This is a genomic window from Curtobacterium sp. VKM Ac-2889, from assembly GCF_015350855.1.
In the GTDB taxonomy this organism is placed as follows: domain Bacteria; phylum Actinomycetota; class Actinomycetes; order Actinomycetales; family Microbacteriaceae; genus Curtobacterium; species Curtobacterium poinsettiae.
The window spans coordinates 428,437-447,777 of the sequence record NZ_JADKSC010000002.1; the positions used below are offsets into that span (position 1 = coordinate 428,437).

The 19,341-nt window shown below is 70.3% G+C and carries 18 protein-coding genes; 3 read left to right on the forward strand and 15 right to left on the reverse strand.

The window, feature by feature from the left end; all coding sequences use genetic code 11:
- Positions 1–8: 8 nt before the first annotated feature.
- Positions 9–1,082: a redox-regulated ATPase YchF gene (gene ychF / locus ITJ50_RS07825; RefSeq protein ID WP_017887094.1), complete on the reverse strand. Its 1,074-nt coding sequence runs from the start codon at positions 1,080–1,082 to the stop codon at positions 9–11.
- A gap of 59 nt (positions 1,083–1,141) precedes the next feature.
- The gene (locus ITJ50_RS07830) at positions 1,142–1,714 is read right to left on the reverse strand and encodes a hypothetical protein (protein WP_194590251.1); all 573 of its coding nucleotides are present in this window, start codon (positions 1,712–1,714) and stop codon (positions 1,142–1,144) included.
- Between the two features lie 44 nt (positions 1,715–1,758).
- Between ITJ50_RS07830 and ITJ50_RS07835 the strand changes: the two genes are divergently transcribed.
- Both ITJ50_RS07835 and ITJ50_RS07840 read left to right on the forward strand, forming a co-directional pair.
- Positions 1,759–2,424 carry an exonuclease domain-containing protein gene (locus ITJ50_RS07835; RefSeq protein WP_017887096.1) on the forward strand — a complete coding sequence of 222 codons (666 nt, stop codon included), beginning with the start codon at positions 1,759–1,761 and terminating at the stop codon, positions 2,422–2,424.
- Between the two features lie 122 nt (positions 2,425–2,546).
- Positions 2,547–3,305: a GntR family transcriptional regulator gene (locus ITJ50_RS07840; RefSeq protein ID WP_017887097.1), complete on the forward strand. Its 759-nt coding sequence runs from the start codon at positions 2,547–2,549 to the stop codon at positions 3,303–3,305.
- Positions 3,306–3,459: 154 nt separating this feature from the next.
- Here ITJ50_RS07840 and ITJ50_RS07845 read toward each other — a convergent pair whose 3' ends face one another.
- The 11 genes from ITJ50_RS07845 to iolC form a co-directional block, all read right to left on the reverse strand.
- Positions 3,460–3,867 carry a tautomerase family protein gene (locus ITJ50_RS07845; protein ID WP_017887098.1) on the reverse strand — a complete coding sequence of 136 codons (408 nt, stop codon included), beginning with the start codon at positions 3,865–3,867 and terminating at the stop codon, positions 3,460–3,462.
- A 61-nt stretch (positions 3,868–3,928) separates the two neighbouring features.
- Complete coding sequence (locus ITJ50_RS07850) at positions 3,929–5,122, reverse strand: Gfo/Idh/MocA family protein (RefSeq protein ID WP_140448422.1); 1,194 nt, start codon at positions 5,120–5,122, stop codon at positions 3,929–3,931.
- A gap of 207 nt (positions 5,123–5,329) precedes the next feature.
- Positions 5,330–6,442, reverse strand: a complete 1,113-nt coding sequence (locus ITJ50_RS07855; RefSeq protein ID WP_140448421.1) for a transaldolase family protein — start codon at positions 6,440–6,442, stop codon at positions 5,330–5,332.
- Positions 6,439–7,308: a sugar phosphate isomerase/epimerase family protein gene (locus ITJ50_RS07860; protein ID WP_140448420.1), complete on the reverse strand. Its 870-nt coding sequence runs from the start codon at positions 7,306–7,308 to the stop codon at positions 6,439–6,441. Before ITJ50_RS07860 ends, ITJ50_RS07855 begins: the two co-directional genes overlap by 4 nt.
- A 3-nt stretch (positions 7,309–7,311) precedes the next feature.
- Entirely contained in the window at positions 7,312–8,382 is a 1,071-nt protein-coding gene (locus ITJ50_RS07865) for a Gfo/Idh/MocA family protein (RefSeq protein WP_194590252.1), read from the reverse strand.
- 44 nt (positions 8,383–8,426) lie between these two features.
- A complete protein-coding gene (locus ITJ50_RS07870; RefSeq protein ID WP_194590253.1) occupies positions 8,427–9,380 on the reverse strand; it encodes a sugar phosphate isomerase/epimerase family protein in 954 nt (317 codons plus the stop codon).
- A 33-nt stretch (positions 9,381–9,413) separates the two neighbouring features.
- The gene (iolD, locus tag ITJ50_RS07875) at positions 9,414–11,303 is read right to left on the reverse strand and encodes a 3D-(3,5/4)-trihydroxycyclohexane-1,2-dione acylhydrolase (decyclizing) (RefSeq protein WP_194590431.1); all 1,890 of its coding nucleotides are present in this window, start codon (positions 11,301–11,303) and stop codon (positions 9,414–9,416) included.
- A gap of 35 nt (positions 11,304–11,338) precedes the next feature.
- On the reverse strand, positions 11,339–12,262 hold the full coding sequence (gene iolB, locus ITJ50_RS07880; protein ID WP_017887105.1) for a 5-deoxy-glucuronate isomerase: 924 nt from the start codon (positions 12,260–12,262) through the stop codon (positions 11,339–11,341).
- A gap of 8 nt (positions 12,263–12,270) precedes the next feature.
- On the reverse strand, positions 12,271–13,782 hold the full coding sequence (locus tag ITJ50_RS07885; protein WP_017887106.1) for a CoA-acylating methylmalonate-semialdehyde dehydrogenase: 1,512 nt from the start codon (positions 13,780–13,782) through the stop codon (positions 12,271–12,273).
- Positions 13,779–14,768, reverse strand: coding sequence for a class I fructose-bisphosphate aldolase (locus ITJ50_RS07890; protein ID WP_017887107.1), 990 nt, complete (start codon positions 14,766–14,768; stop codon positions 13,779–13,781). The genes ITJ50_RS07885 and ITJ50_RS07890 overlap by 4 nt, the downstream gene beginning before the upstream one ends.
- Complete coding sequence (iolC, locus tag ITJ50_RS07895; RefSeq protein WP_194590254.1) at positions 14,761–15,786, reverse strand: 5-dehydro-2-deoxygluconokinase; 1,026 nt, start codon at positions 15,784–15,786, stop codon at positions 14,761–14,763. Before iolC ends, ITJ50_RS07890 begins: the two co-directional genes overlap by 8 nt.
- Positions 15,787–15,976: 190 nt before the next feature.
- Here iolC and ITJ50_RS07900 point away from each other — a divergent pair, with 190 nt between their 5' ends.
- Complete coding sequence (locus ITJ50_RS07900; protein ID WP_017887109.1) at positions 15,977–17,239, forward strand: DNA recombination protein RmuC; 1,263 nt, start codon at positions 15,977–15,979, stop codon at positions 17,237–17,239.
- A 43-nt stretch (positions 17,240–17,282) separates the two neighbouring features.
- Here ITJ50_RS07900 and ITJ50_RS07905 read toward each other — a convergent pair whose 3' ends face one another.
- Both ITJ50_RS07905 and glpX read right to left on the reverse strand, forming a co-directional pair.
- On the reverse strand, positions 17,283–18,179 hold the full coding sequence (locus tag ITJ50_RS07905) for a hypothetical protein (protein WP_194590255.1): 897 nt from the start codon (positions 18,177–18,179) through the stop codon (positions 17,283–17,285).
- Between the two features lie 83 nt (positions 18,180–18,262).
- The gene (gene glpX / locus ITJ50_RS07910; protein ID WP_194590256.1) at positions 18,263–19,252 is read right to left on the reverse strand and encodes a class II fructose-bisphosphatase; all 990 of its coding nucleotides are present in this window, start codon (positions 19,250–19,252) and stop codon (positions 18,263–18,265) included.
- Positions 19,253–19,341: the final 89 nt, after the last annotated feature.

Here is a 19,341-nt window from a genome sequence, read left to right on the forward strand (position 1 = left end):
CCCTCGGTCTAGTTGTTGAAGCGGAACTCCACCACGTCGCCGTCCTGCATGACGTAGTCCTTGCCCTCGATGCGGGCTTTGCCGGCAGCGCGGGCCTCGGCGATCGAGCCGGTCGCGACCAGGTCGTCGAACGAGATGACCTCGGCCTTGATGAAGCCCTTCTCGAAGTCGGTGTGGATGACGCCGGCAGCCTGGGGAGCCTTCCACCCCTTGCCGATCGTCCACGCACGGGCTTCCTTCGGACCGGCCGTCAGGTAGGTCTGCAGCCCGAGGGTGTCGAACCCGATGCGGGCGAGCTGGTCGAGGCCCGACTCGGTCTGCCCGGTCGACTCGAGCAGTTCGGCGGCGTCGGCAGGGTCGAGGTCGATGAGCTCCGACTCGACCTGGGCGTCGAGGAAGACAGCCTGGGCGGGGGCGACCAGCGCGGCCAGTTCGGCCTTGCGGGACTCGTCGGTCAGGATCGCCTCGTCGACGTTGAAGACGAAGATGAACGGCTTGGCGCTGAGCAGCCCGAGCTCGGCGATCGGCGACAGGTCGATCTTCGTGGCGGACAGCAGCGTGCCCTGCTCGAGCGCGGCACGGGCCTCGCGAGCGGTCTCGAGCACGACCGGCTCGGCCTGCTTGAGCTTGAGCATCTTCTCGTACCGCGGGAGCGCCTTGTCGATGGTCTCCATGTCGGCGAGGATCAGCTCGGTGTTGATGACCTCGAGGTCGTCCTTCGGGGAGACCTTGTTCGCGACGTGCACGACGTCGTCGTCGGTGAAGCCACGGACGACCTGCGCGATGGCGTCGGCCTCGCGGATGTTGGCGAGGAACTTGTTGCCCAGGCCTTCGCCCTCGCTCGCGCCCTTGACGATGCCCGCGATGTCGACGAACGACACCGGCGCCGGCACGGTCTTCTCCGAGTGGAAGAGCTCGGCGAGCTGGTCGAGCCGCGAGTCGGGCAGGTTCACCACCCCGACGTTCGGCTCGATCGTCGCGAACGGGTAGTTCGCGGCGAGGACCTGGTTCTTGGTCAGGGCGTTGAACAGGGTCGACTTGCCGACGTTCGGGAGACCGACGATTCCGATGGTGAGAGCCACGGAAGAAGAGCCTACCGGCGGCGGCCTGTCGGAGCCGACCCGGGCCTCCAGTCCGTCCGTCAGTACAGCGGACGCGACGCGCCCAGCGGGGGCCGCAGCAGGGCAGTGATGCGCCGCTCGACGACGTCGAAGACGTCGACCTGCAGCCGCTGTGATCGTCGCCAGTCCCCCGGCACCTGGAGCGAGTGGTCGGCACGGTCGACGGTCTGGAGGCGCGCAGCAGTCCCCGAGACCCGCTCGGGCCGCCACGCGGTGTCGGCTCCACCCCCGATCGCGTCGTGCGCGTCAGTCGCGGCGGCGAGCGCCGTGGCCACATCGTCGTGCGTGAGCACCGGGGTGAGCCAGACCCCGGGCACGTCGTTGCGGATCGCCCATGGCAGGGCGAAGCAGCCGAACGACTTCGCGACGACGAGGTCGGGCAGCCGGTCCCCCAGCGCCGCGGCGACAGCGGCCTCGACGAAGCCGACCGGATCGGCTCCGGCAGCGTCGTCGACCTGCCATCGTGGCGCGATGACCTCGCACCCCGCAGCGAGCGCGATCTCGCTCGTCCACCAGAGCAGCGGCGCCTGCTGCCCGTAGCCGGTCCCGGCGAGCACCAGGACGAGCGGACGTCGGTCGGCGTCGTTCCCCATGCGCTGAGAGTAGCCACACGCAACGCCGAGGGGAACGGACGGCGATGTCGGAACCCCGTGCGACGATCGGGACCGTGCCGTTGAACTTCACCGCGATCGACTTCGAGACCGCCAACAGCTCGCCCGCCAGCGCCTGCTCCGTCGGGCTGGTGAAGGTCCGCGCCGGCCGGGTCGTCGATCGGGCGTCGTGGTTCATCCGCCCGCCGTTCGGGCACGACGCGTTCCTCGAGTGGAACACCCGCATCCACGGCATCGTCGCCGAGGACGTCGCGCGCGCCAAGACGTGGGAGCAGCAGTACCCCGACCTGGTGGCCTTCGCCGAGGGCGACGTCCTGGTGGCGCACAACGCCCGCTTCGACATGGGCGTCATCGCCGGTGGGTGCTCCGCGACGGGGATCGACCTGGCCGAGCACCACTCGCTGTGCTCCCTGGCGGTCGCCCGCAAGACCTACACGCTCGACTCCTACCGCCTGCCGGTCGCCGCGATGGCCGCCGGGTTCGAGGGGTTCCAGCACCACGACGCCGCTGCCGACGCCGAGGCCTGCGCTGCGATCGTGGTGCACGCCGCCGGGCACCACGGTGTCGAGACGGTCGAGGCACTCGGCGCGGTCACCCGGGTGACTATCGCCCCGGTCCGTGCTCGTGCCGAGAAGCCGAAGGCCGCGAACCAGCCGCGGCTGTCGAACCGACCGATGGTCTTCGCCGACTGACGGGGTTCGCCGACTGGCGCAACGCCCGTTGCGCTCGGCCGGGGTGCCACATCCCCAGTGGTATTGTCACGACAATGCCGTCGGCACCGTCGCCGGCATCTCCGCACGTGTGAAGGACCGCGATGACCAACGAAGGCCAGCTGCCGTCCGACCTGTTCATGGACCTGGACCGGTCGGGTCCCATGCCCCTCTACTTCCAGGTTGCCTCGCGCATCGAGGAGTCGATCCGCTCCGGCGCGATGCCGCCAGGGGCCCGGCTCGAGAACGAGATCGCCCTCGGTGAGCGTCTGGGCCTGTCGCGGCCGACGATCCGTCGTGCGATCCAGGACCTCGTCGACAAGGGTCTGCTGGTGCGCCGCCGCGGCATCGGGACCCAGGTCGTGCACGGCCCGGTCACGCGCAAGGTCGAGCTGACCAGCCTGTACGACGACCTGGCCCAGGGTGCGCAGGCTCCGGCGACGAAGCTGCTGCAGCGCGACGACGTCCCCGCTCCCGACGACGTGGCCGCAGCGCTGAGCGTCGAGCCGGGCACGATCGTCGCGCACATCCGACGGGTGCGGTTCGCCGAGGACGTCCCGATGGCGATCCTCGAGAACTACCTGCCGCCGGAGTTCCTCGACCTGACGGACGATGACCTGCAGGCGCACGGGCTGTACCAGCTGCTCCGCGGCCGGGGCGTCACGATGCGGGTGGCCAAGCAGCGGATCGGTGCCCGGGCCGTCACCGACGAAGAGGCCGGTCTGCTCGAGATCGAGGACGGCGACCCGGTGCTCACGATGAGCCGGACCGCGTACGACGCCTCGGGCCGGGCGGTCGAGTACGGCGTGCACTGCTACCGCCCCGACCGGTACTCGTTCGAGGTCACGCTCGTCGACAAGTAGGTCGCTCGTCGAGCGATCACGACTCGCCGTCGGCAGTGCGCCGAGTGGTCACGAACTGTCGCCCGGACGCCCGGCAACCGACACTTCGTGACCACTCGACGGAACTGAGCGGGGTGTCGTGACCGCGCCGCCCCCGCCCCGCCCTCGCACGGCCTCAACCGAGCGCGGGCACCCCGAGCTCGCCCGTGACGTACTGGGCCCGTCCGAATCCGAACGACCAGTCCTGCGGCCCGTTCTCGACGTAGCCGATGAAGACGTCCTCGGACGCGACGCCGATCGCCGCGAGGGCGTCGTGGATCGCCCGGTACAGTGACGCCTTTGCCTCGTCGGTCCGTCCGCGCTGCGTGAACACCTGGATCATCACGACACCCTCGGTGCGCTCGAACCCCAGACCGGCGTCCTCGGCGATGATCTGCTGCGCCGGGTGCTCGGTGATCACCTGGAACCGGTCTCGCACCGGGATCCCGTACACGTCGACGATGGCCTGGTGGATGGCGTCGGCGATGCCACGGACGGCCTCGGGCGTGCGGCCGGTGGTGAGGTCGATTCGGACGAGCGGCATGGTGCCTCCTGGTTGCTCGGACTTTGTCCTTACATACTAACAAGGGAGCGGCACCGCGTGTCTAGATCCTGGGTGTCGGCGCCCCGTACGTCAGCGGCCCGTCGACCAGGGCGACATCGTGCCACGCACCGTCGACCAGCGAGGCCTCCGCCGCCTCGACGATCGACGCGGCAGCGAGCCCGTCCGCGACCGACGGCGCCAGCTGCTCCCCGCGCCGGACACTCGCGATGAACTGCGCCGCCTCGATCGTCTTCAGGTCGTCGTAGCCCATCGCCGTGCCGGCGCCGGGCTGGAACCGACCGAAGTCGCCGTCACCGGGAGCGACGTAGTGGGTGGCGTACCCGTCGACCTCTTGTCCGTCGAGGTACACCTCGAGCTCGTTGAGGCGCTGGAAGTCCCACCGGACCGAACCGCGGGTGCCGTAGATCTCGAGCGTGTACTCGGCGTGCGGCCCACGCATGACCCGACTCGAGTCCATCGTGCCGACCGCACCGTCCTCGAACCGGAACAGCAGCGCGGCGTAGTCCTCGTTCTCGACGGCGCCCAGTTCACCGGTCGCCGCCGCACTGCGGTCGACGATGCCGGCAGCAGGCCGGGGCCGCGACTCGATGAACGTCTCCGCGAGCGCACTGACCGAAGCGATCCGACCGACCACGTACTGCGCCAGGTCGAGCCCGTGCGACAGCAGGTCGCCGAGCACGCCCGATCCTGCGCGCTCACGCTCGAAGCGCCAGGTCAGCGGGGCCGCCGGGTCGGACGAGTAGTCGGCGAGCAACGATCCGCGCACGTTCGTGATCCGGCCGAGCCGCCCGCTGCGGACGAGTTCACGGGCACGCTCGATCGCCGGGGCGTGCCGGTAGTTGAACCCGACGCTCGTGATGACGCCCGCCTGTTGCACCGCCTGGTGGATGGCGCGGGAGTCGCTGGCGTACCGCCCCATCGGCTTCTCGATCCAGAACGGCTTGCCCGCCTCGGCCGCGGCGACGGCCATCTCGCGGTGCAGGAAGTTCGGCGAACAGATCGACACGACGTCGACGGCCGGGTCGGCGAAGACCTCGTGGTAGTCGGCGACGGCACGTTCGTACCCGAGCCGCGTCACCGCCTGGTCGCGCGCCGCCTCGACCGGGTCGGCCGCGACGACGAGCCGCGGCTGGACGCCGAGCTCCGGGAAGTGGTCCGGCAACGCCCGGTAGGCGCGCGAGTGCAACCGCCCCATCCAGCCGACCGAGATCAGCCCGACGCCGATGCTGTCCATGGGGAACTCCTTCGTTCAGGTGACGCGCGTTGGAGCGCGACAATGACCCTAGCCGATGCTGCGGACTTTGTCAGCACATGCCGCAACTGCCCGGAGGCCCGGTGCCGGTCTCAGGGACCGGCACCGGGCCTCCAGGCTGGTGCGGCAGCGCCCGGGGCGCGACCCCGCGGTTCCGACCGTGGATCGCGCTGCGCAGCTGGTCACGTCTCAGTTCGCGGGGACGATGATGTCGCGGACCAGGGCATCGAGCTTCGCGTCGGCGTCCAGGAACTGCCGGAGCGTCGTCACGGTCGCACCGAAGCGGTCGAACTCGTCGATGGCCATGCCGTCCACGTCGTAGCCGCGGGCGAACTCCGGCGTCGCGGCCCGGAGCGCCTCGATGACGTGCACGGGGACCTCGTCGTCGATGGCATGCGGGCGGAACGGGAACGCGTTGTCGTTGATGTCCTTCGTCCACTGGAACGGCGGCGAGACGACGAGGTCACCGCCCTGGAACTCGGACCACTGCAGTGCGTTGCGGAACGCGGCGACCAGCACGCGCGAGCGGAACCCCCGCTCCTGGAAGACGCGGTAGGCGTTCTTCACCGCCGCGACACCGGCCCACTCGAGGATGCCCGGGTCCACCATCACGTGGTCACGCTTGACGACGGTCTTCAGCCAGTCGTCGAAGCGGCCGGCCATCAGGGTGACGACGTGGCCGAACTCCTGCTCCGGCTTGCCCTCGGCAGCACGACGGTCGAGGGCACGCTCGATGGCTTCGCCCACGGCGACGACCTGCGGCACGGTGAAGGACACCGTGGCGTTGATCGAGACCCCGCGGTAGGCGGCTTCCTCGATCGCGGCGATGCCGACCTTCGTGGCGGGGATCTTCACGATGATGTTCGGCGCGAGCTGCGAGAACCGCACGGCCTGCTCGACGAGCGCGTCCTGGTCGCGGTGGAACCGGGGATCGGTCTGCATCGACAGTCGACCGTTGCGGCCGCCGGACGCCTCGAACGCGGGCAGCAGCTGCGCCGCGGCGGCGATGGAGAGCTCCTCGACGGCCTTCCAGCCGATCCAGGACTCCCCCGCCGTCGGGTGCTCGGCAGCGATCGCACGGATGCGGGGGACCCAGGTCTCCGGGTCCTGCTGGATGCAGGTGTACGCGATCACCGGGTTGCAGGTCGCACCGACGGCACCGTACTCGCGGATGGCGGTCGACAGCTCCCGCGGGTCGGCGGAGTCGTTCCACAGGGCGGTCGGGGTCTGTTCCGCGGCCTGCAGGGTGACGGGACGGGAGTCGGCGTCGGTGGACGCCTGCGTCTCGAGGGTGGTGGTCATCGGTGGAGTCCCTTCGTGATCGTGTCGAGCTGAGACCGCGACACCGCGTCGGCGTTCTCGTCCTCGGCGAAGACGCTCGAGACCGCGACGGTGTCCGCGCGCGCCGAGAAACCGACCCGGTCGAGTGCCGCCCAGAAAGCGTCGAAGTCGACGTCCGCCTGGCCGACCGGCAGGTGCTGGTGCACGCGGACCGGGTTGCCGGGCGGGTTCGTGATGTAGCGCAGGCCGTGCGAGCGACGGTGGTCGTACGCGTCGGCGACGTGGACCAGCTGCAGCGAGTCACCGGCGGCGTCGATGATCTCGTCCATGTTGCCGCCGTAGTGGAACGTGTGGCAGGCGACGTACACGAAGCCGACGTGCTTCGAGTTCAGGCCGCGGATCACCCGGAGCGCCTCGAGCCCGTCCTCGACGAAGTCGTCGGGGTGCGGGTCGATGAGCACCCGGATGCCGGCGTCCTCGATGATCGGCAGCAGTTCCTCCATCGACCGGTAGAACTGGTCCTCGGACTCCTCGGCGCGCTCGGGGCGGCCGGAGAACTCCGTGTTGATGGTGTCCACGCCGAGGCGCTTCGTGATCTCGATGACCCGCTTCCACTTCTGCACCGCAGCCTGTCGGGCGTCCTCGTCCGGACCCGACCAGCGCAGCACCGGCAGCACGCTCGCCACCTGGACCCCGGCGTCACGGCAGGCCGCGGCGAACGCGTCGACCAGGTCGTCGTCGGCCTTGGGGTGTCGGTAGAAGGGGATGAAGTCCTTGTGCGGGGTGAGCTGCAGGTACTCGTACCCGAGCTCCGCGACCTTGCGCGGGAACTCGAGCAGCGACAGGTCGTGGTGGAACGGGGTGGGGTCGAGCGCGATCTTCGGCATCGATCAGGCCCCGGCGAGCGCGGCGGTGTCGCTCGTCGCGTCGCTGGTCTCGTCGTAGAACGCCGGCTTCGTGACCGCGTACTCCACCACTTCGTGCGCGCCGGACTGCTGGGCCCGGACCGCGACCTCGGCGACGACGGAGGCGGTGTAGCCGTCCCAGGCGCTCGGCCCGTCGATGCCGCCGGTCCGGGCCGCGTCGACCCAGCGCTGGACCTCTTCGTCGTAGGCGGCACCGAAGCGCTCCTTGAAGGACGGCGTGACGCCCTGCGAGGTCGCTCCGGCTGCGACGAGCGAGAGCGACGTGTCGCGGCCGATGTACGCGACACCGGACTCGAACACGGCGTCGGTGGTGACCTGGTAGCCGAACTGGGCGTTGACGTTGATCTCGACGATCGCCATCGTGCCGGACTCGGTGGTGAACAGGACGAACTGCGGCTCGGGCAGGTCGGCCGGCGCGAGGGAGTTCTTGCGCGGCTTCTTCACCTCGACGCTCGTGATGGCTTCGCCGGTCAGGAACGGGATGATGTCGATCTCGTGGATCACCGAGTCGTGGATGAGCATCGACTCGCTGAAGTTCGGCGGCGTCGTCGGGTTGCGGTGCGCGTGGTGCAGGGCGAGCAGGGCACCGTTCGCCCCCGACTCGCGCAGGGCCTTGAGCTCCTGGTACCCGGCGTCGAACCGGCGCATGAAGCCGACCTGGATGACGGGCCGGGCGGCGTGCTGCTGCTCGAGCTCGACGATGCGCAGCGAGTCCTCGGCGCTGGTCGTCAGCGGCTTCTCGCACAGGACGGTGAGGCCGCGCTCGAGCGCGGTCACCAGGATCGGCTCGTGCAGGAACCCGGGCGTCGCGATGATGACGGCGTCGATCTCGGTCTGCTCGAGCGCCTCGTCGAAGGACGCGGCGGTGATCGCACCGGGCGCCAGGGTGGCTGCCGCAGCGGCACGGGCCTGGTCGGGCTCGACGACGGCGACGACGTCGGCGTTCGAGATCTTGGCGGTGATGCGGCGGACGTGGTCGGCGCCCATCATGCCGGCGCCGACGACGGCGACGCGGAGGTTCTGCGTGGTGGTCATGGTGGTGTTCTCCTGGTGGTTGTTGACGCTGCGTGGACGGCGCGTCAGGAGGCGCGGGCGGCCGAGGTCGAGCCGAAGATGTGCTGGAAGGTGCGTTCGGCGATCGGGCCGGGGGCGTCGACGGAGCAGCCGTACATGTCCTGCTCGACGATGCCGAAGATGTCCGGGTCGATCGCGGCGACGGCCTCGATGATCGGGGCGAGCTCGGGGGTGCCGTGCGGCGGCTCGGTCATGATGCCCTGCGACACGGCGGTGGCGAACGGCACGTCGTTCTTGAGCACGTCGAACAGCAGGTCGGTGTCGACCTGCTTCAGGTGCAGGTAGCCGATGCGCTCCGGGTGGGCGGCGATGAGCTTGAGGTTGTCGCCGCCGTAGTAGGCGAAGTGGCCGGTGTCGAGGCAGAGGTTCGTGTACTCGGGGTTCGTGACCTCGAGGAACCGCACGGTCTCCTTGTAGGTGCCGACGTGGCTGTCCGCGTGGGTGTGGAACTGCTGGTGGACGCCGTACTCCTCGAGCAGCGCCTTGCCGAGCTGGTCGTGTCCCTTGCCGAGTCGCTCCCACTGCTCGTCGGTGAGCGTGCGCGCCTCGAGCACCTCTTCGGTGGCGTCCGAGCGCCACAGGTCGGGGATCGTCACCAGGTGCTCGGCACCGAGCTTCGCGGCCAGGCCGGCGACGGCGACGGCCTGGTCCCACGCACGCTGGAACTGGTCCTCGCCCTTGTGGAACCCGGTGAAGACCGTGCCCGCCGACAGCTTGAGCCCGCGGGACTCGAGCTCGTCGGACAGCTGGGACGGGTCGGTCGGCAGGTACCCGTACGGGCCGAGCTCGATCCACTCGTACCCGGCAGCGGAGGCCTCGTCGAGGAAGCGCTGCCACGGCACCTGCTTCGGGTCGTCCGGGAACCAGACGCCCCACGAGTCAGGTGCGGTGCCGATGCGGATCGAGGCGGGCGCCGCGTCGGTCGCGGGGCTGCCGATGGGGGTGACGGTGTCGGTCATGACGTCGCTGTCGCTTTCTGTCTCGTGAACGGTTCAGCCGAGCAGCGGACGCTGCGTGGCGACCTGCTGCTCGTACTCGGCGCGGGCGGCCTGGGTGCTGGGGAGGGTGGAGGTCTGCGCGACCGGCACGTCCCACCAGCCGTCGCCCTCGGGGGCGTAGACCAGCGGGTCGGAGTTGATGTGCACCAGGGTGGTGTGGTCGTTCGCCTTCGCCTGACGCAGCGCGGCCTTCAGGTCCTCGATGCTGTCCGGACCGGGCTGCACCTCGATGACGTCGACGCCGTACGAGCGGGCGTTGGCGGCGAGGTCGACGGGCAGGGGCTCGCCGTTCTCGAACGACTCGGTCTCGTCGAGGTAGCGGTACTTCGTGCCGAAGCGCTCGGAGCCGACGGTCTCGGACAGGTGCCCGATCGACGCGTACCCGTGGTTCTGGATGAGCACGACGATGATCTTGATGCCCTCGGCCACGGCGGTGACGAGCTCGGTGTGCAGCATGAGGTAGCTGCCGTCACCGACCATCACGATCGCGTCGCGGTCCGGCGCCCCGCGCCGGACCCCGATGCCGCCGGCGATCTCGTAGCCCATGCACGAGAACGCGTACTCGACGTGGTATCCGAGCTCGTCGCGCACCCGCCAGAGCTTGTGCAGGTCGCCGGGCAGCGAGCCCGCGGCCTGGATCACGACGTCGCGCGGGTCGGAGACCGACTGCACGGCTCCGATGATCTCCGGCTGGCCGGGCAGATCCGCGCCGGACGGCGCGAACGCGCCGTCGACGGCAGCGTCCCACGCCGCCTTCAGTGAGGCGACCTCGGACGCGTAGCCGGGCTCGACGACGTACGCCGTGTCCGACGTGAGCGACTCGGTCAGGGCGACCAGGGCCTCCCGGGCGTCCGCGATCAGCGGCAGCTGCGATCCGTGCTTGTAGGCGTCGAACGCGGCCACGTTGACGTTGACGAACGTGACGTCGGGGTTCTGGAACGCCGTGCGCGACGCCGTGGTGAAGTCGCTGTAGCGGGTGCCGATCCCGATGACGACGTCGGCCTGGGCGGCGATCGCGTTGGCGGCGGCGGTGCCGGTCGCGCCGATCCCGCCGAGGTACTGCGGGTGGTCCCAGACCAGGGATCCGCCGCCGGCCTGCGACGTGCCGACCGGGATCCCCGTGGCCTCGACGAAGGCACGGAGCTCGTCGGCGGCGTCGGAGTACAGGACCCCGCCGCCGGCCACGATGACCGGACGCCGGCCGGCACGGATCGCGGCCACGGCACGCTCGAGCGGGCCACGCTCGGGCAGCGGACGGCGGATGTGCCACTCGCGCGGCTGCAGGAACGCGACGGGCACGTCGAACTCCTCGGCCTGGACGTCCTCGGGCAGGGCGATCGTCACCGCACCGGTCTCGGCCGGGTCGGTCAGGACCCGCATCGCGGCGAGCGCGATCGAGAACAGCTGCTCCGGACGCTCCACGCGGTCGAAGTAGCGCGACAGCGGACGGAAGGCGTCGGTGACCTGCAACGACGTGTCGTGCGGCAACTCGATCTGCTGGAGCACCGGGTCGGTGGTGCGCGTGGCGAAGGTGTCCGACGGCAGGAGCAGTGCCGGCAACCGGTTCGTCGTGGCGAGTGCTGCGGCGGTCAGCATGTTGGCGGCGCCCGGACCGACCGACGCGGTCGACGCGAACGTCGCACGGCGGCGGTGCATGCGGGCGAAGCCGACGGCCTCGTGCACCATCGCCTGCTCGTTGCGGGCCTGGTGGTAGGGCAACAGGCCGGGCTGCTCGACGTGGAGCTGCTTGATCGCCTGACCGACACCGGCGACGTTGCCGTGCCCGAAGATGCCGAAGATCCCCGGGATGGTGCGTTCGCGGACGTCACCGTCGACGGTCCACTGGTTGGCCAGGAACTCGACGAGTGCCTGGCCGACGGTCATCCGACGCGTCGCGCCGGCCTGGCGCGTGGTGGTGGTCACGCGTCCTCCTTCTGGTAGGGCAGGCGCGGGTCGAGCTGCTCGCTCTCCCACGCCCGGCGGACCCAGCCGTGGGCCGGGTCGTCGGTGATGTTCCAGACGCGCTCCGGGTCGGGCCCGGCCATCACGTTCAGGTAGTACATGTCGTAGCCGGGAGCGGCGACAGCGGGACCGTGCCAGCCGTACGGCACCAGGGCGACGTCACCGGTGCGGACCTGCCGGAACTCGTCGATGGCGCGGTCGTCCGAGGCGTACGTGCGGTGCAGGGCGAACGGGTCGGCGGCCTCGGGAGTGATCGACTCGAGCCCACGGGACACCGCTGCCTCGTAGTAGTAGATCTCTTCCAGGTTGGACTCCGACCCGGGCACGTTCGTGTCGTGCTTGTGCGGCGGGTACGACGACCAGTTGCCGGCCGGCGTGATCACTTCGCACACGATGAACTTGACGGCGTCGAGCGCGGCCGGGGTGCCGAAGTTGTGCACCTGGCGGCTCGACTGCCCGGCGCCGCGGAGCTCCACCGGCACGTCCGGCCGGGCCACGTACGTGGTCGGCTTGACGATGTCGGTGGGGGCTTCCGCGACGGCGAACCGACCGTCGCCGGTGATGGTGGCCGCGGAACCGGAGCCCAGGTACAGGACGTCGCTGGGACCGTCGAAGACGCTCCCCCGCCCCTGCAGGTCCTGCTCGCCGTCACCGGCGGCGCCCGAGTGGGTCACGTGGAACGACCCGGCGAGCGGCACGATGATGCGCTCCACGGCGTCGGCCGGGAGGCGCAGCTCGCCCCCGTCGGCCACCGCGCCGGTCCGGAGCCCGGTGTGCGCCCATCCCTCGATGCGTCCGTCGACGACGTCGGTCCAGCCCGCTTCGGGCCTGGAACCCGCCGGGATGAACCACTGGTCGTGCTGGTGCTGTTCGTTCGCCATGCTGCGGCTCAGTCGTTCGACGGGAAGCCGAGGTTGATGCCGCCGTGCGACGGGTCGAGCCACCGGCTCGTGATCGCCTTCTGGCGGGTGAAGAAGCTCACGCCGTCGGCCCCGTACGCCTTGTGGTCACCGAACAGCGAGTTCTTCCAGCCACCGAACGAGTAGTAGGCGACGGGCACCGGGATCGGGACGTTGATGCCGATCATGCCGACCTGCACATCGCGCTGGAACCGTCGGGCCGCGCCGCCGTCGTTCGTGAAGATGGCGGTGCCGTTCCCGTACGCGCCGGAGTTGATGAGCTCGAGGCCCTCTTCGTAGGTGGCGACGCGCACGACGCTCAGCACCGGCCCGAAGATCTCCTCGGTGTAGACGCGGCTGGTGGTGGGCACCTGGTCGATCAGCGTCGGGCCCAGCCAGAAGCCGTTCTCGTCGCCGTCGGGTCGGACGGTGCGGCCGTCCACCACAACCACCGCACCGTCCTGCTCTGCGACCTCGATGTACGAGGCGACCTTGTCACGGTGCTGCTTCGTGACGAGCGGCCCCATGTCGCACCCGCGACGACCGTCGCCGATGCGCAGGGTGGCCGCGCGGTCCTTGATCTTCTGGATGAGCTCATCGGCCACCGGCTCGACGGCGACGACGACCGAGATCGCCATGCAGCGTTCACCGGCCGAACCGAAGCCCGCGTTGATCGCGTTGTCGGCGACCAGGTCGAGGTCGGCGTCGGGCAGGACGAGCATGTGGTTCTTCGCGCCGCCGAGGGCCTGCACGCGCTTGCCGTGCTTCGTGCCGGTCTCGTAGACGTACTGCGCGATGGGCGTGGAGCCGACGAACGAGATCGACTCGACGTCGTCGCTGGTGAGCAGACCGTCGACGGACAGCTTGTCGCCGTTGAGCACGTTGAAGACGCCGTCGGGCAGCCCGGCCTCCTTGAACTTCTCGGCGAGCCAGATGGCGGCCGACGGGTCCTTCTCGCTCGGCTTCAGCACGACGGTGTTGCCAGCGGCGATCGCGATCGGCAGGAACCAGAGCGGCACCATCGCGGGGAAGTTGAAGGGGCTGATGATGCCCACGACGCCGAGCGGCTGGCGGATCGAGTAGACGTCGATGCCGGTCGAGACCTGGTCGGAGAACTCGCCCTTCATCAGGCTCGGGATGTTGGTGGCGAGCTCCACGACCTCTTGCCCACGGGCGATCTCCCCCATGGCGTCGTCGATGACCTTGCCGTGCTCGCTCGTGATGATCTCGGCCAGCTCGGCCTTGTCGCGGTTCAGGATCTCGCGGAACGAGAACAGGATCGCCTGGCGCTTGGCCAGCGACAGGTTGCTCCAGCCGGGGAACGCCGCCTTGGCGCTGCCGATGGCCGCCTGGATCTCGGACTCGTCGGCCAGCGCGACCTGCTTGGTCGCGACGCCCAGCGCCGGGTCGTACACCGGTGCCGTCCGCCCCGACGAGGACGGGACGCGAGCCCCGTCGATCCAGTGCCCGACGGTGGTGGTGGTCGTGTCGGTGAGCGTCATGCGTTGGTTCCTTCCGAGATGGACGAGTCCATGGTGGTGGCGCCCGCGAGCCGAGCGGCTGGGTCGTGGGCATCTGTGGAGAACCCGGCCCGGGCCTCCTGGCTGTGGACGAGACCGGCGGCGACGTCCACGGCGGCGGCGACGTCGCCGTCCGAGGGGTAGAGCAGGGTGCGTCCGACGACCAGGCCACGGACGCCGGGCAGGGCCAGGGCGTCAGCCCACTTGGCGTACGTCTCCAGCGGGCGCGAAGCCGGGTCGCCGCCGAGCAGCAGCGTCGGCAGCGTCGTCGCGGCCATCACGCGCTCCATGTCGTCGACGACGGGGATCTTGAGCCAGCTGTAGGCGCTGGACTCGCCGAGGCCGGCAGCGATCGCCATCGAGGTGATCACGGCATCGGCTGACAGGTCGTTGACGACCCGGCCGTCCCGCCACTCGGACATGAACGGCTCGAGCATGATCGGCAGCTGGAGTGCCGCGGCCTCGCTGACGGCGCGGGCCGTGGCCTCGAGCGTCGGAGCGGTGCCTGAGTCCTCCAGCGCGATGCGCACCAGGAGCTTGGCGAAGTCGAGCCCGGAGTCCTTGATGGCCTGCGCCGAGTACGCGGTGTACCGGTCGTCCATCTCGAACGTGGCGCCGCGGAGTCCGCCGCGGTTCATCGACCCGACGACGACCTTGCCGTCGAGGGCGCCGAGCAGTGCGAGGTCCTCGAGGATGTCGGGAGTGCCGAGCACGCCGTCGACGCCAGGACGACCGAGGGCCGTGACGAGCCGCTCGAGCAGGTCGTAGCGGTCCGCCATCGCGGACTCGTCGTCGCGCACCGCCAGCGCACCGCGGGCGGGGTGGTCGGCGGCGACGATGAAGAGCTTGCCGTCGTCGGCGAGCAGGGAGCGCTTGCGGCGGGCATCGAGCGTGGCACGCACCAGGTCCGGCTGCCCGGCACGGATGTCGCGGAGGCGCTGGAAGTCAGCGGGGCTGAGCTCAGGCATGGGTCTTCTCCTCGGTGTGCGTCTCACCCGTGTGGTTCGTTCCCTCGGCCGGGTTGTCGGTCAGGAACCGCTCGATCTCGTCGCTCGTCGGCATCGCCGTCGAGCACTCGAACCGCGTCGCGACGATCGCGCCGGCTGCGTTGCAGAACGCCAGGATCCGTTCGAGGCTCCAGCCCTGCAGCAGGCCATGGGTCAGCGCGCCGCCGAAACCGTCGCCCGAGCCGAGCCCGTTCACGACGTCGATGTGGTGCGGACGGAACTCGACGAACTCGTCGTGGGTCTTCGCGAGCACGCCCTTCGGCCCCTGCTTCACGATCGCGATCTCGACACCGCGGTCGAGCAGGGCGTCGGCGGCGCGGACCGGGTCGGTCTCACCGACCGCGACCTCGCACTCCTCGCGGTTGCCGACGGCGACGGTGGCGTGCTCGAGGGCGATCGCGACCTCGCGCGTCGCGGCCTCGGGGCTCGACCAGAACATCGACCGGTAGTCCAGGTCCAAGACGGTGTGGGTCTTCGTGCTGTTCCGCGCGGCGGACCGGGCTTCGTAGGCGACGTGGTGCGCCTGTCGACTCGGCTCCTCGCTGAGGCCGGTCACCGTGGTCCAGAAGATCTTCGCGCGCTCGATCTCGTGCAGCGGCAGGGACTTCGCCGTGATCATCAGGTCCGGCGCCTTCGGGGCCCGGTAGAAGTAGAGCGGGAAGTCGTCCGGCGGGAAGATCTCACAGAAGGCGACGGGGGTGTTCAGCCCCTCCACCGTCTCGACGAAGGCGTTCGCGACGCCGAACTCGGGCAACGTGCGGGCGATGTACCGGCCGAAGGGGTCGTTGCCCGTCCGGGTGATGACCGCGGCGTCCGCGCCGTGGCGAGCAGCGGCGATGGCGACGTTCGTGGCGCTGCCGCCGACGGACTTCGAGAAGGTCGAGACGTCCTCGAGCGGGCCGGTCTGCTGCGGGTAGATGTCGACGCTGACGCGTCCCATCGTGATCACGTCGTAGGCGTGGGGAGCTTGGTTCGTCATGCGACGCGGTGGACCTTCCGTGCGGCTTCATCGGCGGACGATCACGACTGTACACCCTGTTTGCCCTAATGTCATGACATGGATTCCGTGGTCCGTCACGTTGGCCCCGTGGCGCTGGTCACGCCGGTTCTGCGGGGCGCGCCGGAGTGCCGGGAGGCGCGGTGTCGGTGGGTTCTGCCAGGGTCGCGACATGCAGATCCTCGCCCTGGTCATCGGTCTCGTGATCGGCATCGCCGTCGGTGCGGTCGTCGCCTGGTCGCTCGCCCGCTCGCGCGCGGGCATCGACGCAGCGTCGGCCCGTGCGACGGCCGAGGCGCTCCGCGGCCAGCTCGAGGCGGCCCGACGCGACGCCGAGGAACGCCTCGACGCCCAGGACACGCAGTACCGCCGCCAGGTCGACTCGCTCGAACGGCGCTCTGCCGAGCTCGAGCACCTGGTGCAGCGCATGCACGGCGTCGACGCGGCCCGCAACCAGAACGAGTCCAAGGTGCTCTCCGCGCTCAGCCCCGTGGCACAGACGCTCGACGTGATGCGCACGAAGATCGCCGAGCTCGAGCAGTCGCGGAGCGAGCAGTACGGCGCGCTGTCGGCGCAGCTCCGGTCGGCCGCCGAGTCGGAAGAGCGCCTGCGCGCCACCGCCGACACCCTGGCCAGCGCCCTGTCGTCGAACAGCACGCGCGGCGTCTGGGGCGAGACGCAGCTGCGCAACGTGGTCGAGGCTGCCGGGCTGCTCGAACGCGTCGACTTCGACGTGCAGTCCTCCGTCACCACCGCCGTCGGCTCCGCCCGCCCGGACATGGTCGTGCACCTGCCCGGCGGCAAGACCATCGCCGTCGACGCCAAGGTGCCGTTCAGCGCCTACCTGCAGGCCGCCGAGATCCCGGCGACCGCCACCGGTGCCGAGGCAGCTCGACGCGACCAGCTCATCGCCCAGCACGTCAAGGCGCTCCGAGCCCACGTCGACGCCCTTGCCGCACGGGAGTACTGGACCGGCTACGACGCCTCCCCCGAGCTCACCGTCGCCTTCATCCCGTCCGAGTCGCTCATCTCGAGCGCCCTCGCCGCCGACCCCGGCCTGCTCGACCACGCCTTCCGCAAGCGCATCGCACTCGCTTCGCCCGTGACCCTGTGGTCCGTGCTCAAGACCGTGGCGTTCTCGTGGCAGCAGGACGTCGTCTCGCAAGAGGCGCACGAGCTCTTCAAGGTCTCCCGCGAGCTCTACGGCCGGCTGTCCACGATGGCCGGGCACGTCGACAAGCTCGGCCGCTCGATCCGGGGCTCCGTCGTCGACTACAACCGGTTCGTCGGGTCCCTCGAGCGCCAGGTGCTGCCGAGCGCCCGTCGGCTGTCGCTGCTCGACGAGTCGAAGGTCATCGCGGACCCGTCCCCGATCGAGGACGAGCCGCGGCTGCTCACGGCCCCGGAGCTCGTCGGCGCCGGCGACGAGGACTGACGGCCGCCGCGGCGCTCCTTGCTGCGAACGACGGTGCGAGTGGTCAGAGGGCCAAGCGGACCGACTCGAGATCCGGGAAACCGCGGAGCCGGTAGCGCGTCGGGCGGACCTCGAGTTCCTCGATCAACCCGGAGGCCAGCTCCCGCAGCCGACCGAACGGCACGGGCTGCGTCTGCCCGTCGAGGGTCACGAGCACGATCGTGTCGACCGCGGCGACGACGGTCTCGACGTCCTCGGTCCACGACGAGTACGAGAAGGCCGGGTCGTCCTCGGCGAGCCGGGCGACCGAGACCGCACCGACGTGGACGTCCTCGCCCCGCCGGTCGAACGACTCCTGCAGGGCGTCCTGCTGCAGGTTCGCGGCGGTCGCCGTCCAGAGCGCGCGGATCGTCCGGAGCTCGCCGTCGAGTGACGGGTGCTCGAACCGGACCCACCCGTCACCGCGCAGCACCATGGGCGGTCCACTCAGGACCTCGCCCTCGTCGTCGGCCAGGATCTGCTGGGCGACACCGGCCGCGACCTGGAGCCCGTCCTCGTCCTGGTCGCCGGTGACGATGAACGTCGTCGGCGCGACCGGGAAGACCACTGCGCTGCCGTGGAACTCGATGCCCTGGAACGCCTGCGGTGCGAGTACGAGCACCACCGCGAGGTCGGGGTCCCGGATGACGATCGTGCCCGGCTGGATCACCGCCACGTCGCCTCCGGCCTGCTCCTGCGCGGCGGCGACGGCTGCACGCAGGACGTCGTCGTCCGCCCAGCCCATCTCGGCGAGCGCCGGGGCGGTGAGGATCGCACCGTCCTCGTCCGCCAGGATCACGCCGAGGTCGGGCGCAACCGGCACGACGTGCGGCAGCCGGTCGGCCGTGCCGTCCGCCTGCGCGTGCAGCGTGCGGATGCCCGCGGTGTCCAGTCCGACAATCCGTGCCGTTGTCGCAGTCATGCGTCGAGCCTACGCAAGGGCTCGCACAACGGGGCGCCGCCGGAAGACCGGCGACGCCCCGAAGCGGCAGACGATCGTCCGGCCTAGAACCACTTCTCCGCACGGTGGTCCGCCTGGATGCGGCGGATCGTGTTCGAGCGCGAGCGGAGCACGAGCGAGTCGGTGTGGATGACGCCGCGCGAACGACGCACGCCGTCGACCAGGACGCCGTCGGTGACGCCGGTGGCGACGAAGAACGTGTTGTCCCCCGTGACCAGGTCGTCCTGGTCGAGGACCTTGTCCAGGTCGTGGCCGGCGGCGATGGCGCGCTCGCGCTCCTCGTCGTCCTTCGGCTGGAGCTTGCCGAGGATCACGCCGCCGAGCGCCTTGATCGCGCACGCCGTGATGATGCCCTCGGGGGTGCCGCCGACACCGACGCACATGTCGATGGTCGAGCCGGGCAGGGCGGCGGCGATGCCACCGGCGACGTCACCGTCGAGCAGCAGTCGCGTGCCGGCACCGGTCGCACGGATGGCGCGGATCAGTTCGTCGTGGCGCGGGCGGTCGAGCACGGCGACGACCATGTCCGCGAGGTCCTTGCCCTTGGCCTTCGCCAGCGCGCGGATGTTGTCGCCGATCGGCTTCTCGAGGTCCAGGACACCGCGCCCCTCGGGGCCGGCGGCGATCTTGTCCATGTAGAAGACGGCGGACGGGTCGTACATCGAGCCACGGTCCGAGACGGCCATGACGGAGATGGCGTTCTGGCGGCCGGCGGCGGTGAGCGAGGTGCCGTCGATCGGGTCGACCGCGATGTCGCAGGCCGGGCCGTGACCGTTGCCGACGTGCTCGCCGTTGTAGAGCATCGGGGCGTTGTCCTTCTCACCCTCGCCGATGACGACGACGCCGTCGAAGTTCACCGTGCCGAGGAACTTTCGCATCGCGTCGACCGCGGCGCCGTCGGCGAGGTTCTTCTCGCCACGCCCCACCCACGGCTGCGCACGGATCGCGGCGGCCTCCGTCGCACGCACGAGCTCGAGCGCGAGGTTGCGGTCGGGCTGGAGGAACAGGGAGCCGGTCTCAGTCGTGGGAGTCACGACCCGAGCCTACCGACCGCCGGCCGACCCACGGTCCGGACACCGGGCCCGTGCACGCATGTGCACGCCGGACGTGAGCCGACCGCGTA